A 16,855-nucleotide genomic window follows, 5' to 3' on the forward strand; every position below is an offset into this window, starting at 1 on the left:
ATCGTTCGCAGCAGGTACCCGATGAAAGGCCGGCGCAAAATCAAGTATCCCCACCTTGTGGGCTCCAAGTGGACCTCCGCCGGCAAGATCATGGGATGGCGGCACTTTCAGGTTTTTGCCCGCGAGGACCGCAAGGGTCTGGTCTTTGCCCGCCTGCAATCAGTGTGTGCAGTGGAGGTCAATGTTTGGGTGAACGCCAAGACCCTCAAAAACCGGGATCTGTGGGAACCCGGCTGGACCGCCCTCGGCGAAATGGCTCCGGATCCCGACGCAGAGGCGCAGATTCAGTGAGCGGCGATAGCCGCCTCGGGATTGGTCGAGAAGGAGGAACCGCAGCCGCAGGTGTGGGTGGCACTGGGGTTGTGGAAGCGGAAGCCGCCCCCCATCAGATCGCCGGACCAGTCGAGGGTGAGCTCCCCAAGATAGGGCAGGCTTGCGGCATCAACGGCCACACGCACGCCGTCCTGATCAAACAGGTGGTCGTCCGCCCGGCTTTCGGTGTCGAACTTCATCGTATAGGACATGCCGGAGCAGCCGGCGTTGACCACCCCCAGACGCAAGAACTGCCGGTCGTTGCCGCTTTTTTTCTGCAGGCGCCTGACTTCTTGGAGGGCGGTTTCGGTGAGGTTGATCATGGTCAGAACCACACAATCGCTTTGTTACGCGCATTGTAGCCCACCGATGCACCTGCCTTTTGCAGAAGCGGCGGCTGCGCCCAAGCGCACCCAAACATGGGTTCAACTCCGTGGTTCAGACCCGGGCCTGCCGCGACGATGAAGAAGCAAGCCAACAGGCAAGCACCCGTCCGCACAAGACGGCAACCGGGCTTCATGCACCCCCCTGGCGTGAGGCCCGGTTTGCCGTTTGGGGGGTTTGCGGCGGACTAGTTCAGATTTTTGGAAGTATTTTTATCGGCTACTACGCGCGCAGGTTTCAAGAATAACCAGCAAACGAAAAAGAATGAAGCCGTAAACAGCAGGACCATGTCCAGTGCGTTCAGATAGCCATCCGCCAGAGCTGCGGTGGTCCTGTCGCACAGGCCGAATATCCACGCCGCGATGCCTAGGATCCAGATGCCCTTTTGAAGCTTGTTGAGAAATACCAGCGATTCGAGTTGTTGGTTTTTTTGCATGAAAATTGCTCTAGCCTAGAGTCTGCCAAGCCTTTCTAAAAGGCTCGGTAGGCCTTGCCTGGATCCGGCACGTACTGCTTTTGGTGGCCACACGGCTGAAGCCAAGCGAGTCGCACTGTGGCCAAGTTATCAACATATCTTTACAGGACGGTCTGTCCAGGGGCTGAACAAGTTTGTTGTGGGGAGCACAAATTCGTTTCGCCGGATGATAGCCCAGTACATGCTTTGTGCAGCCGACTCGACAGACGAAGCGCTTGTGCTAGCTTGGGCTTTTCCTATCCAGTCGCAGGGGAGCGTAGGATGGCAGGGATTCTTAGGCTGGTCTCAGACAGTGCATTCGCAGGCGAATCGGTGCCTTTGTCACAAGCTGGCTCTCCCGAAGACGGGGAATTGCTGGACGCTTACTCGAACGCGGTGACTCGCGCCGCCGAGACTGTGAGCCGCTCGGTGGTCAATATCGACGTGCACAAAAGCACACGGGGACGCCGGGGCAACCAGCAGACGCAGGGCAACGGCTCGGGTTTTTTGTTTACCCCCGACGGCTACATCCTCACCAACAGCCACGTCGTTCATGGGGCCGGCGAAGTAGGGGTGACGCTGCAGGACGGTCGGCGGATGGCGGCAACCCCTGTGGGCGACGACCCCGACAGTGACCTCGCTGTCATCCGCATCGACGGGGCCAACCTCTACCCCGTCAAATTGGGCGATTCCCAGAAAGTGCGCGTCGGCCAGTTGGCCATCGCCATCGGCAGCCCCTACGGTTTTCAGTACACGGTGACCGCCGGGGTGGTGAGCGCCCTTGGCCGTTCGCTGCGCTCCGGCTCCGGGCGGCTCATCGACAACATTGTCCAGACCGACGCCGCCCTCAACCCGGGCAACTCCGGCGGACCGCTGGTCAACTCGCGCGGCGAGGTGATCGGGGTGAATTCGGCGGTCATCCTGCCGGCACAGGGCATTTGCTTTGCGATCGCCGTCAACACCGCCAAATTTGTCGCAGGCCAACTCATCAATGGGGGCCGGGTGCGCCGTAGCTTTATCGGTGTGGGCGGGCAGACGGTGCCGCTGCCGCGCTTTGTGATGCGCTTTCACAATCTCGCGGCCGAAACCGGGGTGCTGGTGGTTTCTGTCGAGGCCGACAGCCCCGCTTCGCAGGCGGGTTTGCGCGAAGGAGATGTGATCGTCGAACTGGCCGGGCAGGCGGTGAGCGACATCGACGCCCTGCACCGCGCCTTGAGTGACAAGCAGGTGGGGGTGCGCTCGTCGCTGACCGTCCTACGGCGCAACGACAAGCTCAGCCTGGAGATTGTCCCGGCGGAGTCACCACAGCGGTCCGGCCGCTAAGTCGCTCGCTCCCGCGCTCTAAACTAGGGCATAGGAACGCATTTGGAGACGCACCATGGCCCGTACCGCTTCGACGATGATGGAGCTTGATACGCTGGCACCGGCCTTTGTTCTACCGGATGTGAGCACCGGCCAGATGCTCACGCTGGCAAGCTTCGCAGGTCAACCGGCGCTGCTGGTGATGTTCATCTGTCGCCACTGCCCCTTCGTGAAGCACATCCAGGGCGAGCTGGCCCGGCTGGGCAAGGACTACGCCGATTCGGGCCTGGCGATCGCGGCAATCAGTGCCAACGACGCCGTCAAGTACCCGGTCGACTCCCCCGAGAGCCTCAAGGAGATGGTGGACGAACTGGGCTTCACCTTCCCGGTGCTCTACGACGAGAGCCAGCAGACCGCCATAGCTTACCAGGCGGCCTGCACCCCCGATTTTTTCCTGTTTGATGCCGCTCGGCGGCTGGTCTACCGCGGACAACTTGACGACAGCCGCCCCGGCAACGACCTGCCGGTGACGGGCAAAGATCTGCGCATCGCCATCGACGCGGTGCTCGGGGGCAAAGCGCCCGCCATCGAGCAAAAGCCCAGCATCGGCTGCAACATCAAGTGGAAGGAAGGAAATACCCCTCCTTACTACGGCTAAACGTGGATCTCTTCGAGCGGCACCGCGAGCAGCAGCAGGCGGCGGAGGCACCGCTCGCCGACCGGATGCGCCCGCGTTCGCTCGATCAATTCGTCGGCCAGGGCCACATCGTCGGCCCCGGCCGACTCTTAAGGCGGGCGATCCAGGCCGATCAGCTCTCTTCGCTGATTTTCTACGGCCCTCCGGGCACCGGCAAAACGACGCTGGCACGGATCATCGCGGGCACGACCCGCGCCCACTTCATCGCCATCAACGCCGTGCTCGCCGGGGTCAAAGATATCCGCGAGGCGATCGACGAGGCCAAAAGCCGCCGCGGCCAGTTTGGCCGGCGGACCATCTTGTTCGTGGACGAAGTGCACCGCTTCAACAAGTCCCAGCAGGACGCGCTGTTGCCCTGGATCGAAAACGGCACGATCGTGCTGGTGGGCGCCACCACCGAGAACCCGTTTTTTGAAGTCAACAAGGCCCTGGTGAGCCGCTCACGTTTATTTCAGCTCAAGCTGCTGGAAAGTGAGGATCTGCGGGCAGTAGCCCTGCAGGCGCTCGCCGATACCGAGCGCGGCTACGGCAAGCGCAATGTGCGGCTCGATCCCGAGGCGCTTGCGCACCTGGTGGATGTGGCCGGGGGCGACGCGCGCACGCTGCTCAACGCCCTGGAACTGGCCGTTGAGACCACTCCGGCAGATGGCGACGGTGCAATCCGCATCACCCTCCCGGTTGCGGAAGAATCGATCCAGCGTCGGGCAGTGCTCTACGACAAAGAGGGCGACGTCCACTTCGATACGATCAGCGCCTATATCAAAAGCCTCCGAGGCTCGGACCCCGATGCCGCCTTGTACTGGCTGGCACGGATGATCTACGCGGGGGAAGAGCCGCGCTTTATCTTCCGGCGGCTGCTCATCCAGGCGAGCGAGGATGTGGGCCTCGCCGACCCGCAGGCGTTGGCGGTCGTCGTGGCCTGCGCCGAGGCTTTTGACCGGGTGGGGATGCCCGAGGGGCGCTATCACCTGGCCCAGGCGACGCTGTACCTGGCCACTGCGCCCAAATCCAACAGCGCCATGGCCTTCTTCGACGCCCTGGCGGCGGTCGAGGGCGAGCGGGCCTCGGATATTCCCAACCCCCTCAAGGACGCAAACCGCGACAAGGAGGGCTTCGGCCACGGCGCGGGCTACCTCTACCCGCACGCCTACCGCGACCACTGGGTTGCCCAGCAGTATCTTCCCACCAGCCTGCAGGGGCAACTGTTTTATCAGCCCGGCGACCAGGGTTACGAGGCTGGTATCCAGGCCGCCGTCGCCCGTAGACGTGAAGCGCAACTGGCCGCCCTGGTCGAAACCGATAGTCCCGAGCGGCTCAGTTTCGGTCCGGCCGACGGGCCGAGCGAGCGCTGGCTGGCGCGGGCCATGGGCCGCCAGGGCGAACAGCTCGCCCGCCTGCGCGATCGGATCTTTGAACTGGCAGCCCCCGAGCGCCACCACGTCATCCTCGACGCGGCGGCAGGCAGCGGCCTGCTCACCTGGGAAGCCATCCGCCGCACCCCGGAAGGGGGTGTCTACGCCCGTGCGGCCAACGCTGCCGACGCCGACGCCCTTGCCGAGCAGGCAGCGGCCTTGAGCCCTCTGCGCCGCCCGGTGATTCTGACGGCGGCTCTCGAACACCTGACCGCAGCGGTAGGGCAGCATAGTCCTGGTTTGCGCTTCGAGCGGATTGTCGGACGAAACCTGCTCAAAGGCACACCCCACAAAATTGCTGTCCTTACCGCGCTGCAAAATCTACTGGCCCCGCGCGGCGTGCTGGTGATTGCCGAAAACATGCCGAGCCGGGGAAGTCGCCTCTGGCAACTGCTCGACCCCGCCTGGCTTGCGGCCGATCTCTACCGGCGGGTTGTCGAAGCCGAGGAGCTTGCCTTTGGCGACGACCCGCAATTGGGCTGGGAACCGGACGACCTGCAATCGGTCTTCGAGCAGGCGGGCCTGGCCTGTGAGATCACCAGTGAAAGTGTGGAGGGTGAACTGCGCGTCAGTGGGCCGCTATTGGCGCGCTGGTTTGCCAGATCCCATCCGAGGGGCGCTTATGCTGCCCAGCTGGCTCGGCTGCTGTCGCCCGCAGAAGTAGAGAGTCTCGAAGCAATCTTTAGGCGGCAGTTACTCGACCGGGTAGTGTCCTGGTCCAGTGCGGTGGCTTATGCAGTCGGGCGGCCAGTCTGAGCGAATTACGCACAGGCCCTTGCACTCGGCTGCTCGGTGTGCTTGTCTTAAATCTAAGTTAAGAGATCATAAAAAATGAGCCACCCAAATCCGAGCAGCGACGATCACGCTTTCAAAGGCAACAGCACCGACAAATCGCAGAGCGATTTCGTCTTCATGAGAGGCGATGAATTCCTGTTGCGCAGCAATGTCGACCGTTTGGAGCGCGTCTTCAATCTTCCGTCCGCACCGAAATTGGACAGCCCACCTGGCATCTGAAATGCTCGTGCCGTAGCAAAGACTACCGATACGTGTCGCCGCCTGCTTGCGCGCGGGCGCTGCGCCTGTACCGTCGCGCCGTGGCACACCGGCGTAACAAACCGATAAACAACGGCCCGCAGCGATGAAAATCAGCCTGGATCAGGTTGCACCGGTGCCGGTCACCCACGACCCGCGGCTCAATAAGCGTGTGCTAGTCAAAGACGCCGATGCGCGCTCCAACCTTAAAATGCTCAATCATGCGCGCATGGAACCGGGCGAGTCGTTTCGCGCCCACAGCCACGCTTCGATGGAGGAAGTGTTTTACTTCCTGGAAGGCCAGGGGGAATTTTGCCTGGGCGATCAGTACCTAACGGTTTCGGCGGGCGATTGTGTATTGGTGTCGGCGGGAACAGCCCAAAGCTGCTGCAACACCGGCACACGCCCTCTGGTTTTTCTGGCCTTTGGAGTCGCTCTTTAAAGCTCACATCTTCAAAAGCGAACGGGGTGCGCTTCGACAAACCGACCGCACCCCGCTTTGCTATAGAAGTGACCCAAGCTAGCGAACCGCTTCAGAACGCTGACCCACAACGCGCTCGACGCCCCTTTCAAGCAGACTCTGCTCACGATTCCGCTTGTTGTGGCGAAGACGCAGCATCAGGTTGCGTGTCTTCGTATCAACGGTGCCTTCCATCATCATGCGCCTCCCAAATCTGAATTGTTCGTCGGACAATTTGCGCTCTCATTCATCCTATCGCACTCTTGTAGCGTAAGCTACGGATTCTTGTTTTGTTGTGTATCTTTAGATACATGAATTAAATTAAAAATAGTTTCCAGGCCGGAGCCCCCTCTAGAGCACGGCGGCCGATGTGATACAACGAGAGTGCCGAGATCCCCACTGCCACCCATGAAGACCGTTTCGCAGCAAGAGGCCGTTTGGCCGCGCTGGGCCATCGCCGGTCTGGCCGCCTGCGGCAGCGCGCTCACTGCTTATCTCACCTGGACAAAGGTGTCTGCTTCCCAGGCGGCGTTCTGCACCGAGGGTGCCGGGTGCGATCTGGTACTGCAGAGCCCTTACGCTTCACTTTTCGGGATACCCGTTTCGGCGTTGGGCCTGGGGCTGTATCTGACGCTGTTGCTGGTGGCGCTGCTGCCGGGGATCGACCGCTGGCGCTGGGGAACGTTGTTCGGCCTGTCGTTGGTCGGGGTCACCTTTAGTGCGTATTTGATCTATCTGCTGATGTTTGAGATCGTGGCTTTTTGCTTGTACTGCATAGCCTCGGCCGCCTTGATCGCCGCCATCTTTGCGCTGACGCTGGTCGGTCACCGTTGGGAGAAGCCCGACAATCTGGTCCTGGGGGGCCTGGGTGTGGTGCTCGCGGGTATGGCCGGCATCTGGGGCATTTACAACGTCCAGAGTGTAAGCGCTGGCCCGCTCGATTACTCGGTGGCCCTCGCCAAGCATCTGCGCACCACCGGCGCCAAGTTCTACGGCGCTTCCTGGTGCCCGCACTGCCAGGATCAGAAAAAAGCCTTCGGCGAAGAGGCGGAGCGCTTTGTGCCCTATATCGAATGTTCGCCGGGCGGGCGGGGTGCGCCCCCGGCCAAAGTCTGCACCGAGGCCGGGATCGACGGCTATCCCACCTGGGAAATCGGCGGCAAGCGCTACGAGGGCGGCTATCCGCTCAAGGATCTGGCCCGTTTGTCGGGCTTTAGTCCAGCCGGCGGGGTGGGTGAAACCAAGAAGCCCTGACGGGAGAGCGAGAGCAAACGTTATAATCGGCGGGTGAATACTTGGCCGAGATGACCGCGCCGACCGAGTCCTCCCCGTTTAGCCCCGCCGATCTGGCCCGCCACCGCCTGAGCCCCCAGGAGTACCGGCGCATCACCGAACTGATCGGACGCCACCCCAACCTCAACGAGTTGGGCATGTTCAGCGTGATGTGGTCTGAACACTGCTGCTATAAAAATTCCCGGCCGCTGCTTAAAGGATTTCCGACCACCGGCCCGCGGGTGCTGGTGGGACCGGGCGAGAACGCCGGGGTGATCGATATCGGCGACGGCCTGCGCGTCGCTTTCAAAATTGAATCGCACAACCACCCGAGTGCGGTGGAGCCGTTTCAAGGGGCAGCCACCGGCGTCGGGGGCATTCTGCGCGACATTTTTACGATGGGAGCGCGGCCCATCGCTTCGCTCAATTCGCTGCGCTTCGGACCGCTCGAAGACGCCCGCAACCGGGCGCTTTTTCGGGGCGTCGTCCACGGCATCGGTCACTACGGCAATTGTGTCGGGGTGCCCACGGTCGGGGGCGAGGTGTACTTCGATCCGACCTATTCCGGCAACCCGCTGGTGAACGCCATGGCCATCGGCGTGCTCGAAACGCCCGAGATCGTCCGCTCCGGGGCGGCGGGCATCGGCAACCCGGTGCTCTATGTCGGCTCCACCACCGGCCGCGACGGCATGGGCGGGGCAAGCTTCGCCTCGGCGGAACTTTCTGACGCGTCGCAAAAGGACCGCCCTGCGGTACAGGTGGGCGACCCGTTCACCGAAAAATCGCTCATCGAGGCGTGTCTGGAAGCTTTTCGCACCGGGGCGGTGGTCGCCGCCCAGGACATGGGGGCGGCGGGGCTCACCTGCTCGTCTTCGGAGATGGCCGCCAAGGGTGGGGTCGGTATCGAGATGGACCTCGACCTGGTGCCCGTGCGCGAGACGGGCATGGTGCCCTACGAATTTCTGCTTTCTGAGTCGCAGGAGCGTATGCTCTTCGTGGCCGAAAAGGGCCGCGAAGGCGAACTGATTGCCCTGTTTGAGCGCTGGGGATTGCACGCGGTGGTAGTAGGCCGGGTGATCGGTGAACCCCTGGTGCGCATTTTTCACAGCGGCAAGGTCGTGGCGGAACTCCCCGCCCGCGCCCTCACCGACGATGCCCCGGTCTATCCCCGAGCAGTGCTCCCCGAGCCCCCGGCTGCGATCCTCAAGCTCAGGGCCTTCGACTGGCATTCGCTCGCTGAACCCACCGACTACGCCGAAGCGCTGCTTACGCTGCTCGACAGTCCGACGATTGGTTCCAAAAGTTGGGTCTACCGCCAGTACGACCACCAGGTGCAGAACAACACGGTGATCGTGCCGGGGGCGGCGGACGCTGCTGTCATTCGGGTGCGTCCGCAGAGTTTTGGCCCCGGCGAAGTCGAAGCGGTGCCGTTTACCGAGCGGGGCATCGCCGCCACAGTTGATTGCAACAGCCGCTACGTCTATCTCGACCCGTACCGGGGGGCGATGCTCGCCGTGGCCGAGGCGGCCCGCAACTTGAGCTGCGTGGGAGCCACTCCGCTCGCGGTCACCGACAACCTCAATTTCGGTTCCCCCGAAAAGCCCGAAGGCTACTGGCAGTTGGCGATGGCCTGCCGGGGGATTGCAGACGCCTGCCTCGAACTGATGACCCCGGTCACCGGCGGCAACGTCTCGCTCTACAACGAGACCCAGAGCGACGGCAGGACAACAGCCATCTACCCGACTCCCACGATCGGTATGGTCGGGCTGGTGGAAGATATCCACCGCACCTGCAGCCAGAATTTCAAGTCCCCCGGCGATCTGGTGTATCTGCTGGGGGGCGGCGAACCGACCCTGGGCGGATCCGAGTACCTGGCTTGTCTGCACGGCGTGGCGGCGGGCGAGCCTCCGGTTCTGGACATGGCCCTTGAAATCCAGGTGCAGTCGGTCTGCCGCCTGGGTATCGAGCGGGGGTTGTTCAAATCGGCCCACGACGTTGCCGAAGGTGGTCTTGCCGTTGCTCTGGCCGAGTGCTGCATCACAGGTAACTTGGGGCTCGACGCTGTGCTGGGGGCGAATCACCCGCGCGCCGATGTGGTGTGCTTCGGGGAGATGGCTGCCGCCATCATTGTCACCATCGATCCTTGTGATCAGGTCGCCTGCGAACTTTGGCTCGAATGCTCCCTAGCCGAGCGCTGGAAACTCCTGGGCACAGTCGCCGCGCAAAGTTTCGATCTGCGCGTCGAAAATCGCGATTGCCGCATCTCCACTTCCTGCGAGCGGCTCAAGACCACCTTCGAACAAGCCATCCCCCGCCGGATGGAGCACATACCTGTCACCGAGGCACCCCAACGATGACCTACGCTGCACCCTCTGCTCCCGACAAGCCTGAGGAGGCTTGCGGGGTCTTCGGCATCCTGGCGCCGGGCGAAGCCGTCGCCAAATTGACCTACTTCGGTCTGTTCGCGCTCCAGCATCGCGGCCAGGAGTCCGCGGGGATCGCTGTGCTCGACGGCGACCGTCTAACGATGCACAAGGACATGGGTCTGGTCTCCCAGGTCTTTGACGAGGCACTGCTAAACGAGCTGCAGGGGCAATTGGCCGTGGGCCACACCCGCTACTCGACCACCGGCTCCAGCCGCAAGGTAAACGCCCAGCCGGTCGTCTCCCGCACGCGCCTCGGTCCGGTCGTCCTCGCCCACAACGGCAACCTGGTCAACGCCGCCCAGTTGCGCGAAGAGTTGCTCGCCCGCGAGCACACCCTGCTGGCCACCACCGATTCCGAAGAGATTGTCCACGCCATCGGCGAGGCGGTCGACGACGGCAAGGGTTGGGTCGAGGGGACCGTTCACGCCCTCAAGCGCTGCCGCGGCGCCTTCAGCCTGGTGATCGGCACCCCGGCGGGGCTGATGGGCACCCGCGACGCCAACGGCGTGCGTCCGCTGGTCATCGGCACCCTCAAGGGCCGCTACGTGCTCGCGAGTGAGACCTGCGCCCTCAGCATCATCGGTGCGAAATACCTGCGCGACGTCGAGCCCGGCGAACTGGTGTTCATCACCGAATCGGGCCTGGAGTCCCACCACTGGGCGAAACCCGAACCGCGGATGTGCATCTTTGAGATGATCTATTTTGCCCGCCCCGATTCGCGCGTGAACGCCGAGAGCCTCTACACCTACCGCGAGCGCCTGGGCGAGATCCTCGCTCAGGAGGCCCCTGTGGAGGCGGACGTCGTCATCCCGGTCCCCGACTCGGGTACCCCCGCCGCCATCGGCTACGCCCGCGCCTCCGGCATTCTCTTCCAGCAAGGTCTCATCAAGAATCACTACGTAGGCCGCACGTTCATCCAACCCACCCAGACGATGCGCGAGGCGGGCATCAAGATGAAGCTCAATCCGTTGCCCGACGTCATCGAAGGCAAGCGGATCGTAATCGTCGACGATTCGATCGTGCGCGGCACCACCAGCCGCAAGATTGTCCAGGCCCTGCGCGACAGCGGTGCGCGCGAGGTGCACATGCGTATCTCCTCGCCCCCGGTCACCCATCCCTGTTTCTACGGCATCGACACCGACTCGCAGGACCAGTTGATTGCCGCCACCAAGAGCGTGGATGAAATTGCCCGGCACATCGAGGTGGACAGCCTTGCCTACTTGAGTGTCGAAGGGATGCTCAAGGCGACCCGCACCGACGGCCAGGGCTTTTGCACCGCCTGCTTCACCGGCGATTACCCGATTCCGATTCCTGATGCGATCCGCCGCACCAAACTGGTGCTCGAAAAAACCGCAGCCAGCTGATCCCGATTCCAGAGCCTCGGCTGAGCGACATGCCGCTACTGCAGCGGGTGTTTCACCCCGGATGCCCAGACCCAGGCTCGGCACGGGAAAACTCAAAATTCGCGACCGGAAAATTCAGTCCAAACAGGATTAACAATAGTACCCCCAACCGGATTCGAACCGGTGTCGCCTCCGTGAAAGGGAGGTGTCCTGGGCCTCTAGACGATGGGGGCGAGGCACAGTCTCTTATTATGGGGGCAGATCCGATAGAGCGTCAACCTTCACGGACAAGGATCCCTCACCGCCGTCACGGGAGAGATTTTCGACCGCTTGGACGGCCTGCTCCAGTTCGACCAAAAGCGGATGGGCGCTGTCCAGCCAGCGACGTACGGCAGAGAGCACCTCACGGTAGTACCGAAAAGTCGGTTGCGGACCGCGCCCAAAGTGAGCCCAAACTCCGGGACCATGGGTGCGCAGTTCGTGGATCATCGATTGGATATTGTGCAGGGTGTCGGCCGCTTTTAAGGCGGCCACCTCTGGCCCGGCGGTGCACAGGTGCCCGATGGCGAGTCGCTTGCGTTCTTCCCAGGCAATCTTCTCACCATTGCGCAATTTGATCTCGGAGACTGCCTCCACCAACCGGGCGACTTGCAGGCCGAAGGCCGTCTCGATCGCTTCCAGGCTGACATTGCAGTCTTCGACCACATCGTGCAGCAGGGCGGCAATCGCCACATCTTCGCTGTAACCGCAGCGGATGAGCAGCAGCGAGACGTGAAAAGGATGCATGACGTAGGGAATGTCGGTGCCCTTGCGCAGTTGGTCGCAGTGGGCTCTAGCGGCAAGAATAAGGGCGTCGTTGTAGCGGACGGAGTAGATAGACATGGGACGTAGAGCGCGATCCTGGCATTCAGGCTATCACCCCGGCTGCTTTGGGCGTAAGTCTGACGGGCTGTCTTTTGACAGACCCCCGCGCGTTGCCGGAGCATGAGCAGGCGTTATCGCCAAACCTTTTGATGAGATCCCACACCCTCCATTGCGCCTTCGCCTGGACCCTGGCGCTGTGCCTGCCCGTGTCCTGCCTGGCGGAGACAGTGATCACCCGCGCCGATCTGAACTTCCCCTTGTACTCGGCCCGCGACCTGGTAGCTCCCGCCCTTGCCCAAGCGCCACCCAGACAAGCCGATTCCCCACCGGTAGAAGTGCCACCGGTGCTTTCACCCCAGGTGGAGACTTTGCAGCCGCTGCCGCCGGTGGCGCCGGTCTACACAGTCCCCGCCGCCCAGATCGAAAAGCAGGGCTCCCAGAGCCTGGCAGATGTGTTGCGCGGCATGCCGGGCTTTGCCGTCAACGACGTGGGACCGGCGGCGGATATTCACACCGGCACCTACTACCGGGGATCTTCGATCAACCAGTCGACGTTTTTGCTCAACGGTCGTCCCTACGGCTCCAACATCAGCACCTACCACGGCGCCACCGACTTAAACGCCCTGCCGGTCGAATCGATCGAAAAAGTAGAGCTTTCCAGCGGCGCCAGTTCGACACTCTACGGCACCGAGGGCTTCGGCGGCGTGGTGAACGTGATCACCAAAAAGGGCAAAGGCCCGCCCCAATTCAAAGCGGGGGCCGAGTGGGGCAATTACTCCCAGGCAAACTACCAGGCGAGTTTCTCCGGGTCCACCGAGCAGTTGAGCTACCGGGTGGGCTATCAGAGTTTTTTGACCGACAACCGCTACTACGTGCCGGAAGCATCGATCAATCGCGGCGCGGACGGGTTGCTTTTCAACGGCGACACCTACCGCAACAGCTACTCGGGCAACTTTACCTTTGACATCGACCCGCGCAATGCCATCAGCCTCGATGTCACCAAGATCCTCTCGCGACGCGGATTGTTGTACTTTGGCTTTCCCGGCAGCTGCAGTCCGACCCTGGCGCTGCAGTGCGACCGCCTCGACCACGACGGGTTCAACCTGGGCCTGGGATCGCGCCATCAGCTTGGGGCGGGCGAGGATTCGGTGCTCACGGTCAACCTCGGCTACAACCAGGACTACTTCAACACCTACGGCCCCACCGGCGTGCGCTTCAACCGCACCGGCACCCTCGACACCAACTTGCTGAGCGCCCGCGTCGAACACGACTGGAAGACCGCCCCCAATCTGCAGTTGCGCTACGGCCTCGATGCCACCAGCAACCAACTCAATAGCGACACGCTCAGCACGCTGCCCAATCGGGCGCCCTTCAATGAAGTGGAGAACCGGGCCGTCTTCAACGGCGCCCTGTTTGCCGTGGGAAGCTGGAGCGTGGCCCCCTCGGCGGTGCTGGAACTGGGCGTGCGCCAGACCGTCAACAGCCGCTTCAACAGTTACACCAACCCGAGCGCCGGCTTTCGCTGGGCGCTCAGCCCCGATGTCGCCCTGCGCGCAAGCTGGGTGCTCGCCCAGCGCAACCCCGGTCTCGATCAGCTCTACGTCTACGATACGGTGCACGGCTGGCTGCCCAACGATCAATTGGTGCCTGAGACCGGTTCGGCCTACACCGCCGGCCTCGACGTGCGTTTCAGCGACGCGCTCGAAGGCAAATTCACCTACTTCGGCAGCGGCCTGAATAATCGCCTTGCCGTCGTGACCGGCCAGTGGCAGAACGTCGGGGTAGTGGCCACCAATGGCCTGGAGGCGGCGGTGCGCTGGCAGATGGCACCGCAGTGGTCGAGTTTTCTCAACTACACCTACACCGACGCGCGCATTCTCACCGGCCCGGAATCGGGACTGCAATTGGGCTTTGTACCCTACTCGGTCGGGCAGGCCGGGGTAGGCTACGACAACAGCGGCTGGCAGGCCAATGTGCAGGTTACCTACGGCAGCGGCTCGCGCCGGGCATTTTTTAATTTCGACAGCACCAATACCGATTTCTCGCCCCCCTGGGCCTCGCTCGATCTCAGAGCCCGCATCCCGATCAACCCAAACCTGGCGATTACCGCCTACGTCGAGAACCTGCTCGACATCCCCTACGAGCGGGTCAACCGCACCTACACTCCCGGGCTGCTCTACCGGATCGGGTTGCAGACGAGTTTCTAGCCGGACCATGCCGCAAATACGGTTTGCTGATAGGATTGCAGTAATTTCGCTTTGATCCCCACGGCCAGGCTTCCTTTCGCGCCCTGTCGTCAGTTACTGCTGGACGGACAATGGTTCCACTACATCGACTTTGGCAAGGAGTCCGAGGGACCGGCCCGCGTCCACGAAATGCGCTACCCCGGCGGAGACTGCACCTCCGACATCTGGATTTAGCGCGGTGTCGACCTGCCGGGTGGCGATGGTCAGGTCATACCGGTGCGCGCGGAGCAATCCATTCTGGCGGCCGCCGAGGCGGCCGAGATCGCGCTGTCCTTCGGCTGCCGCTATAGAGCCTGCATCACCTGTGCAGCCCGACTGATTGCAGGAAAGGTAGAACACTCGCGCACCGTTGCCTCAAGCCGGAGCAGCTCGCCGCCGGCTTTGTCCTGCTATGCGTTGCCCACCCCCGCTCGGACTGCCGGCTGCAAGTCGGTCTGGAGAGCCAGTGGGAGCTTTATCGCAATCCCTGGAGACCTACGATTTAAGCTGCTCCTCGGCGCGGTGGAGCATGTTGTGCTGGAGGTTCTCCTCGTGGCGGCGCTGCTCGGTGAGCAACTCTCTCGCCTCCTCGGTGATGGGCTCAGGTTCGGCCTCCTCGGCGCGCACAAGCATGTTGTGCTCAAGATTTTCTTGCTGGTGGCGCTTTTCGGTGACAATTTCCCGCTTCTCTTCGTCCGTGGGCATGGCAAACCTCCGAGTGTGTCTGTTTATACTGTCGCCCTGGAGGCTCGCAGCCAAACCGCACCGGCAAGAAAAATTGATGTTGTCCGGATCCTGGGGCAAGTGTCCAATCATATCTGGTTGGATGCGATTGGACACTTGATAGCTTCGCCCAGCCGGACGGTTTAACCGGATGCGATCTGCTCAGCGATGTCTGGCACACCTTGAACAACGTCGCCCAATAGATATATTATTATGCAGACAACTCTGATTTTGTCTGCACGCTGCCAAACCTGCGCTGAGGTTATCGTGGACGCAAATGAGCAGTATGCCGCCAACACCGGAGAGTCGGCAGGCTTCGAGAACTCCTACCCGATAGACGATGCAGACACGGGCGATGTCGAGCTTTTCGTAACCGGTGCCGACATTGGCAACGCCGCCGGGGAAAATCCCGGCGGCTTGAGCACCCACAGCTTGGAGGTAGACAGTGAAAGCCAGGCAGGCTATGACACAGCCTACAGTGAGATGACCGCCCCGCAACCGTGGGACGGCCACGCCTGGTATGAGCCCGAGGCCGCCGTCCATTGGGAAGAGGCCGAGGCCACTTTTGAGGATCCTGCTGCCGATACCGGTGCTGAAGGGGCACAAACCCTGAGCGGCGATCACGACGCAGATGGCTTGGAGGATGGGTGCGGCGGTGAGCCGGACGAGCTTGGCTCAGCCAACGACCTGCAGGACGGCTACTGGAGCATCGAGGGCAGCGATGCAGCGTTCGGCCAAAGTGACACAGCGGCTGTGAGCGACTGGGAGACAGCCATTGTTCCTTGGGAGCACGCCGAGGCGGAACCATTGCCCAGCGGCTTCAAGGGGAGCGACATCGAGAATGCAGAGGCTGCTGCTTTTGATAGCTTGCCCAAAGGCGAGACATCCGGCAGGCAGGCAGGTTTCGAAAACGATGCAATCGACAGTGGCAGCTCAACGCCGTAGCCGCTGTGGTTGCAGTTGGTTGCCGCCGACACGACCGAGGCGGCCGAGAGTCCAGGTGAGGACTGGTGGATCGCTGAGTGTGTCCTGGTCGACAGCAGCCAGACGGAGGGCAGCGGTGACAGTGACCAGGACGGTGACGGCAGCGCGAGTCCGCGATTTTTGCAGGCCCAACTAAGTGTTGATTTTGATGGAGCACAGACTGAGGACTTGCCGAGCCCGGCGCAGTCGGACACCGAGTGGCTCGCGGATATTGGCAAAGCAGGACTATCTGGACTGGGCTTAGTGCAGGAGTTGACTTATCCGATTTGGAAGCAACTGCCGAATTCTCAAAAGGTGCTGACCGATTTCAATTTGTCATTTCGAGACATTTCGGGTTTTTCCAAGCCGACCGGTCAGGCTTATATCAACCAAGTCGATTCCCTGACCGGTAAGTTCAAAGATTGGAAAGGTTTGCGGTTGGACTACGGACCATTTCCGGTCAAAGATGCGGCCAGCGGAAAATTCACGATGGACCCGGTGATGGGAAAGCAAATGTACGCAGTCGGCTGGCACTGGAATCACCACAAAGCATTTGATGCTTTCGGCATTGAAAATCATACAGAAATCAAAGCCGGAACCTTCGCAGAAACCCTCGGCCGTACTCTGGAGCAGGCGAAACCGCTCGGCCGAGCGGCACTGGTAGGTGGTGTCGCCCTTGATGCCTGGGCAATGGGCAGCGCGCTCCATACCAGTCTCCAAAGCGGTGACTGGGACCATACTTTCGTCGAAGCGGCCCGCATCGGTGGCGGCTGGGCAGGCGGGTGGGCAGGAGCCCAGGCAGGTGGCGGCCTGGGTGCCACAATCGGTACCACGTTCCTACCGGGTATCGGTACGATGGTCGGCGGTGCGGTCGGGGGTCTGCTCAGTGGAGCCCTAGGCTACCTCGGCGGTGCAGCAGCGGGGCAGAGCGCAGCAGAGCAAGCTACAGGCTCTCTACGTCCAGAACCCTAGTCAAGGAGGCGTAA

Annotated in this window: 16 protein-coding genes, 1 tRNA gene and 2 pseudogenes; 14 read left to right on the top strand and 5 right to left on the bottom strand. The window is 62.1% G+C overall.

The features are described 5' to 3' along the window. Window positions 1–21: 21 nt before the first annotated feature. Window positions 22–291: a TIGR02450 family Trp-rich protein gene (locus GLL_RS10895; RefSeq protein ID WP_011142102.1), complete on the top strand. Its 270-nt coding sequence runs from the start codon at window positions 22–24 to the stop codon at window positions 289–291. On the opposite strand, the gene GLL_RS10900 is transcribed toward GLL_RS10895, so the two are convergent. Both GLL_RS10900 and GLL_RS10905 read right to left on the bottom strand, forming a co-directional pair. Then, complete coding sequence (locus tag GLL_RS10900; RefSeq protein WP_011142103.1) at window positions 285–635, bottom strand: HesB/IscA family protein; 351 nt, start codon at window positions 633–635, stop codon at window positions 285–287. The two genes, GLL_RS10895 and GLL_RS10900, sit on opposite strands and share 7 nt — an antisense overlap. A gap of 248 nt (window positions 636–883) precedes the next feature. After that, window positions 884–1,132, bottom strand: coding sequence for a hypothetical protein (locus tag GLL_RS10905; RefSeq protein WP_011142104.1), 249 nt, complete (start codon window positions 1,130–1,132; stop codon window positions 884–886). A 300-nt stretch (window positions 1,133–1,432) separates the two neighbouring features. On the opposite strand from GLL_RS10905, the gene GLL_RS10910 reads away from it, so the two are divergent. The 8 genes from GLL_RS10910 (at window position 1,433) to purF (ending at window position 11,115) form a co-directional block, all read left to right on the top strand. Next, a complete protein-coding gene (locus tag GLL_RS10910; RefSeq protein WP_164928937.1) occupies window positions 1,433–2,473 on the top strand; it encodes a S1C family serine protease in 1,041 nt (346 codons plus the stop codon). 55 nt (window positions 2,474–2,528) lie between these two features. Continuing rightward, on the top strand, window positions 2,529–3,110 hold the full coding sequence (locus GLL_RS10915) for a thioredoxin family protein (protein ID WP_011142106.1): 582 nt from the start codon (window positions 2,529–2,531) through the stop codon (window positions 3,108–3,110). Window positions 3,111–3,112: 2 nt separating this feature from the next. Next, window positions 3,113–5,317 carry an AAA family ATPase gene (locus GLL_RS10920; protein WP_164928938.1) on the top strand — a complete coding sequence of 735 codons (2,205 nt, stop codon included), beginning with the start codon at window positions 3,113–3,115 and terminating at the stop codon, window positions 5,315–5,317. A 75-nt stretch (window positions 5,318–5,392) separates the two neighbouring features. After that, window positions 5,393–5,575, top strand: coding sequence for a hypothetical protein (locus GLL_RS10925; RefSeq protein ID WP_011142108.1), 183 nt, complete (start codon window positions 5,393–5,395; stop codon window positions 5,573–5,575). Window positions 5,576–5,699: 124 nt separating this feature from the next. Continuing rightward, window positions 5,700–6,035 (top strand): cupin domain-containing protein, encoded by a 336-nt coding sequence (locus tag GLL_RS10930; protein ID WP_011142109.1) that lies wholly within the window; start codon window positions 5,700–5,702, stop codon window positions 6,033–6,035. Between the two features lie 426 nt (window positions 6,036–6,461). Beyond that, entirely contained in the window at window positions 6,462–7,307 is an 846-nt protein-coding gene (locus GLL_RS10935; protein ID WP_164928939.1) for a vitamin K epoxide reductase family protein, read from the top strand. A gap of 50 nt (window positions 7,308–7,357) precedes the next feature. Further along, the gene (purL, locus tag GLL_RS10940) at window positions 7,358–9,682 is read left to right on the top strand and encodes a phosphoribosylformylglycinamidine synthase subunit PurL (RefSeq protein ID WP_011142111.1); all 2,325 of its coding nucleotides are present in this window, start codon (window positions 7,358–7,360) and stop codon (window positions 9,680–9,682) included. Beyond that, the gene (gene purF / locus GLL_RS10945; RefSeq protein ID WP_011142112.1) at window positions 9,679–11,115 is read left to right on the top strand and encodes an amidophosphoribosyltransferase; all 1,437 of its coding nucleotides are present in this window, start codon (window positions 9,679–9,681) and stop codon (window positions 11,113–11,115) included. Before purL ends, purF begins: the two co-directional genes overlap by 4 nt. Before the next feature lie 139 nt (window positions 11,116–11,254). Here purF and GLL_RS10950 read toward each other — a convergent pair. Together GLL_RS10950 and GLL_RS10955 are read right to left on the bottom strand one after the other, a co-directional pair. Next, a tRNA-Glu gene (locus GLL_RS10950) sits at window positions 11,255–11,327 on the bottom strand. A gap of 16 nt (window positions 11,328–11,343) precedes the next feature. After that, a complete protein-coding gene (locus GLL_RS10955; protein ID WP_011142113.1) occupies window positions 11,344–11,976 on the bottom strand; it encodes an HD domain-containing protein in 633 nt (210 codons plus the stop codon). A 131-nt stretch (window positions 11,977–12,107) separates the two neighbouring features. On the opposite strand from GLL_RS10955, the gene GLL_RS10960 reads away from it, so the two are divergent. The 3 genes and pseudogenes from GLL_RS10960 to GLL_RS23720 all read left to right on the top strand — a co-directional run. Beyond that, on the top strand, window positions 12,108–14,165 hold the full coding sequence (locus GLL_RS10960) for a TonB-dependent receptor plug domain-containing protein (RefSeq protein ID WP_011142114.1): 2,058 nt from the start codon (window positions 12,108–12,110) through the stop codon (window positions 14,163–14,165). A 120-nt stretch (window positions 14,166–14,285) separates the two neighbouring features. Beyond that, window positions 14,286–14,378: pseudogene (locus tag GLL_RS23715) on the top strand (selenium-binding protein SBP56-related protein); the annotation flags it as partial. Between the two features lie 42 nt (window positions 14,379–14,420). Next, a pseudogene (locus GLL_RS23720) lies at window positions 14,421–14,549 on the top strand (2Fe-2S iron-sulfur cluster-binding protein); the annotation flags it as partial. Between the two features lie 129 nt (window positions 14,550–14,678). Here the strand turns inward: GLL_RS23720 and GLL_RS23235 are convergent. Further along, complete coding sequence (locus tag GLL_RS23235; RefSeq protein ID WP_164928940.1) at window positions 14,679–14,888, bottom strand: hypothetical protein; 210 nt, start codon at window positions 14,886–14,888, stop codon at window positions 14,679–14,681. 231 nt (window positions 14,889–15,119) lie between these two features. Here GLL_RS23235 and GLL_RS23240 point away from each other — a divergent pair, with 231 nt between their 5' ends. Both GLL_RS23240 and GLL_RS23245 read left to right on the top strand, forming a co-directional pair. Continuing rightward, complete coding sequence (locus GLL_RS23240) at window positions 15,120–15,851, top strand: hypothetical protein (RefSeq protein WP_011142116.1); 732 nt, start codon at window positions 15,120–15,122, stop codon at window positions 15,849–15,851. 9 nt (window positions 15,852–15,860) lie between these two features. Further along, window positions 15,861–16,841 (top strand): hypothetical protein, encoded by a 981-nt coding sequence (locus GLL_RS23245; protein WP_231848439.1) that lies wholly within the window; start codon window positions 15,861–15,863, stop codon window positions 16,839–16,841. Window positions 16,842–16,855 lie beyond the last annotated feature (14 nt).

Origin of the sequence: Gloeobacter violaceus PCC 7421, assembly GCF_000011385.1 — a bacterium.
GTDB lineage: Bacteria > Cyanobacteriota > Cyanobacteriia > Gloeobacterales > Gloeobacteraceae > Gloeobacter > Gloeobacter violaceus.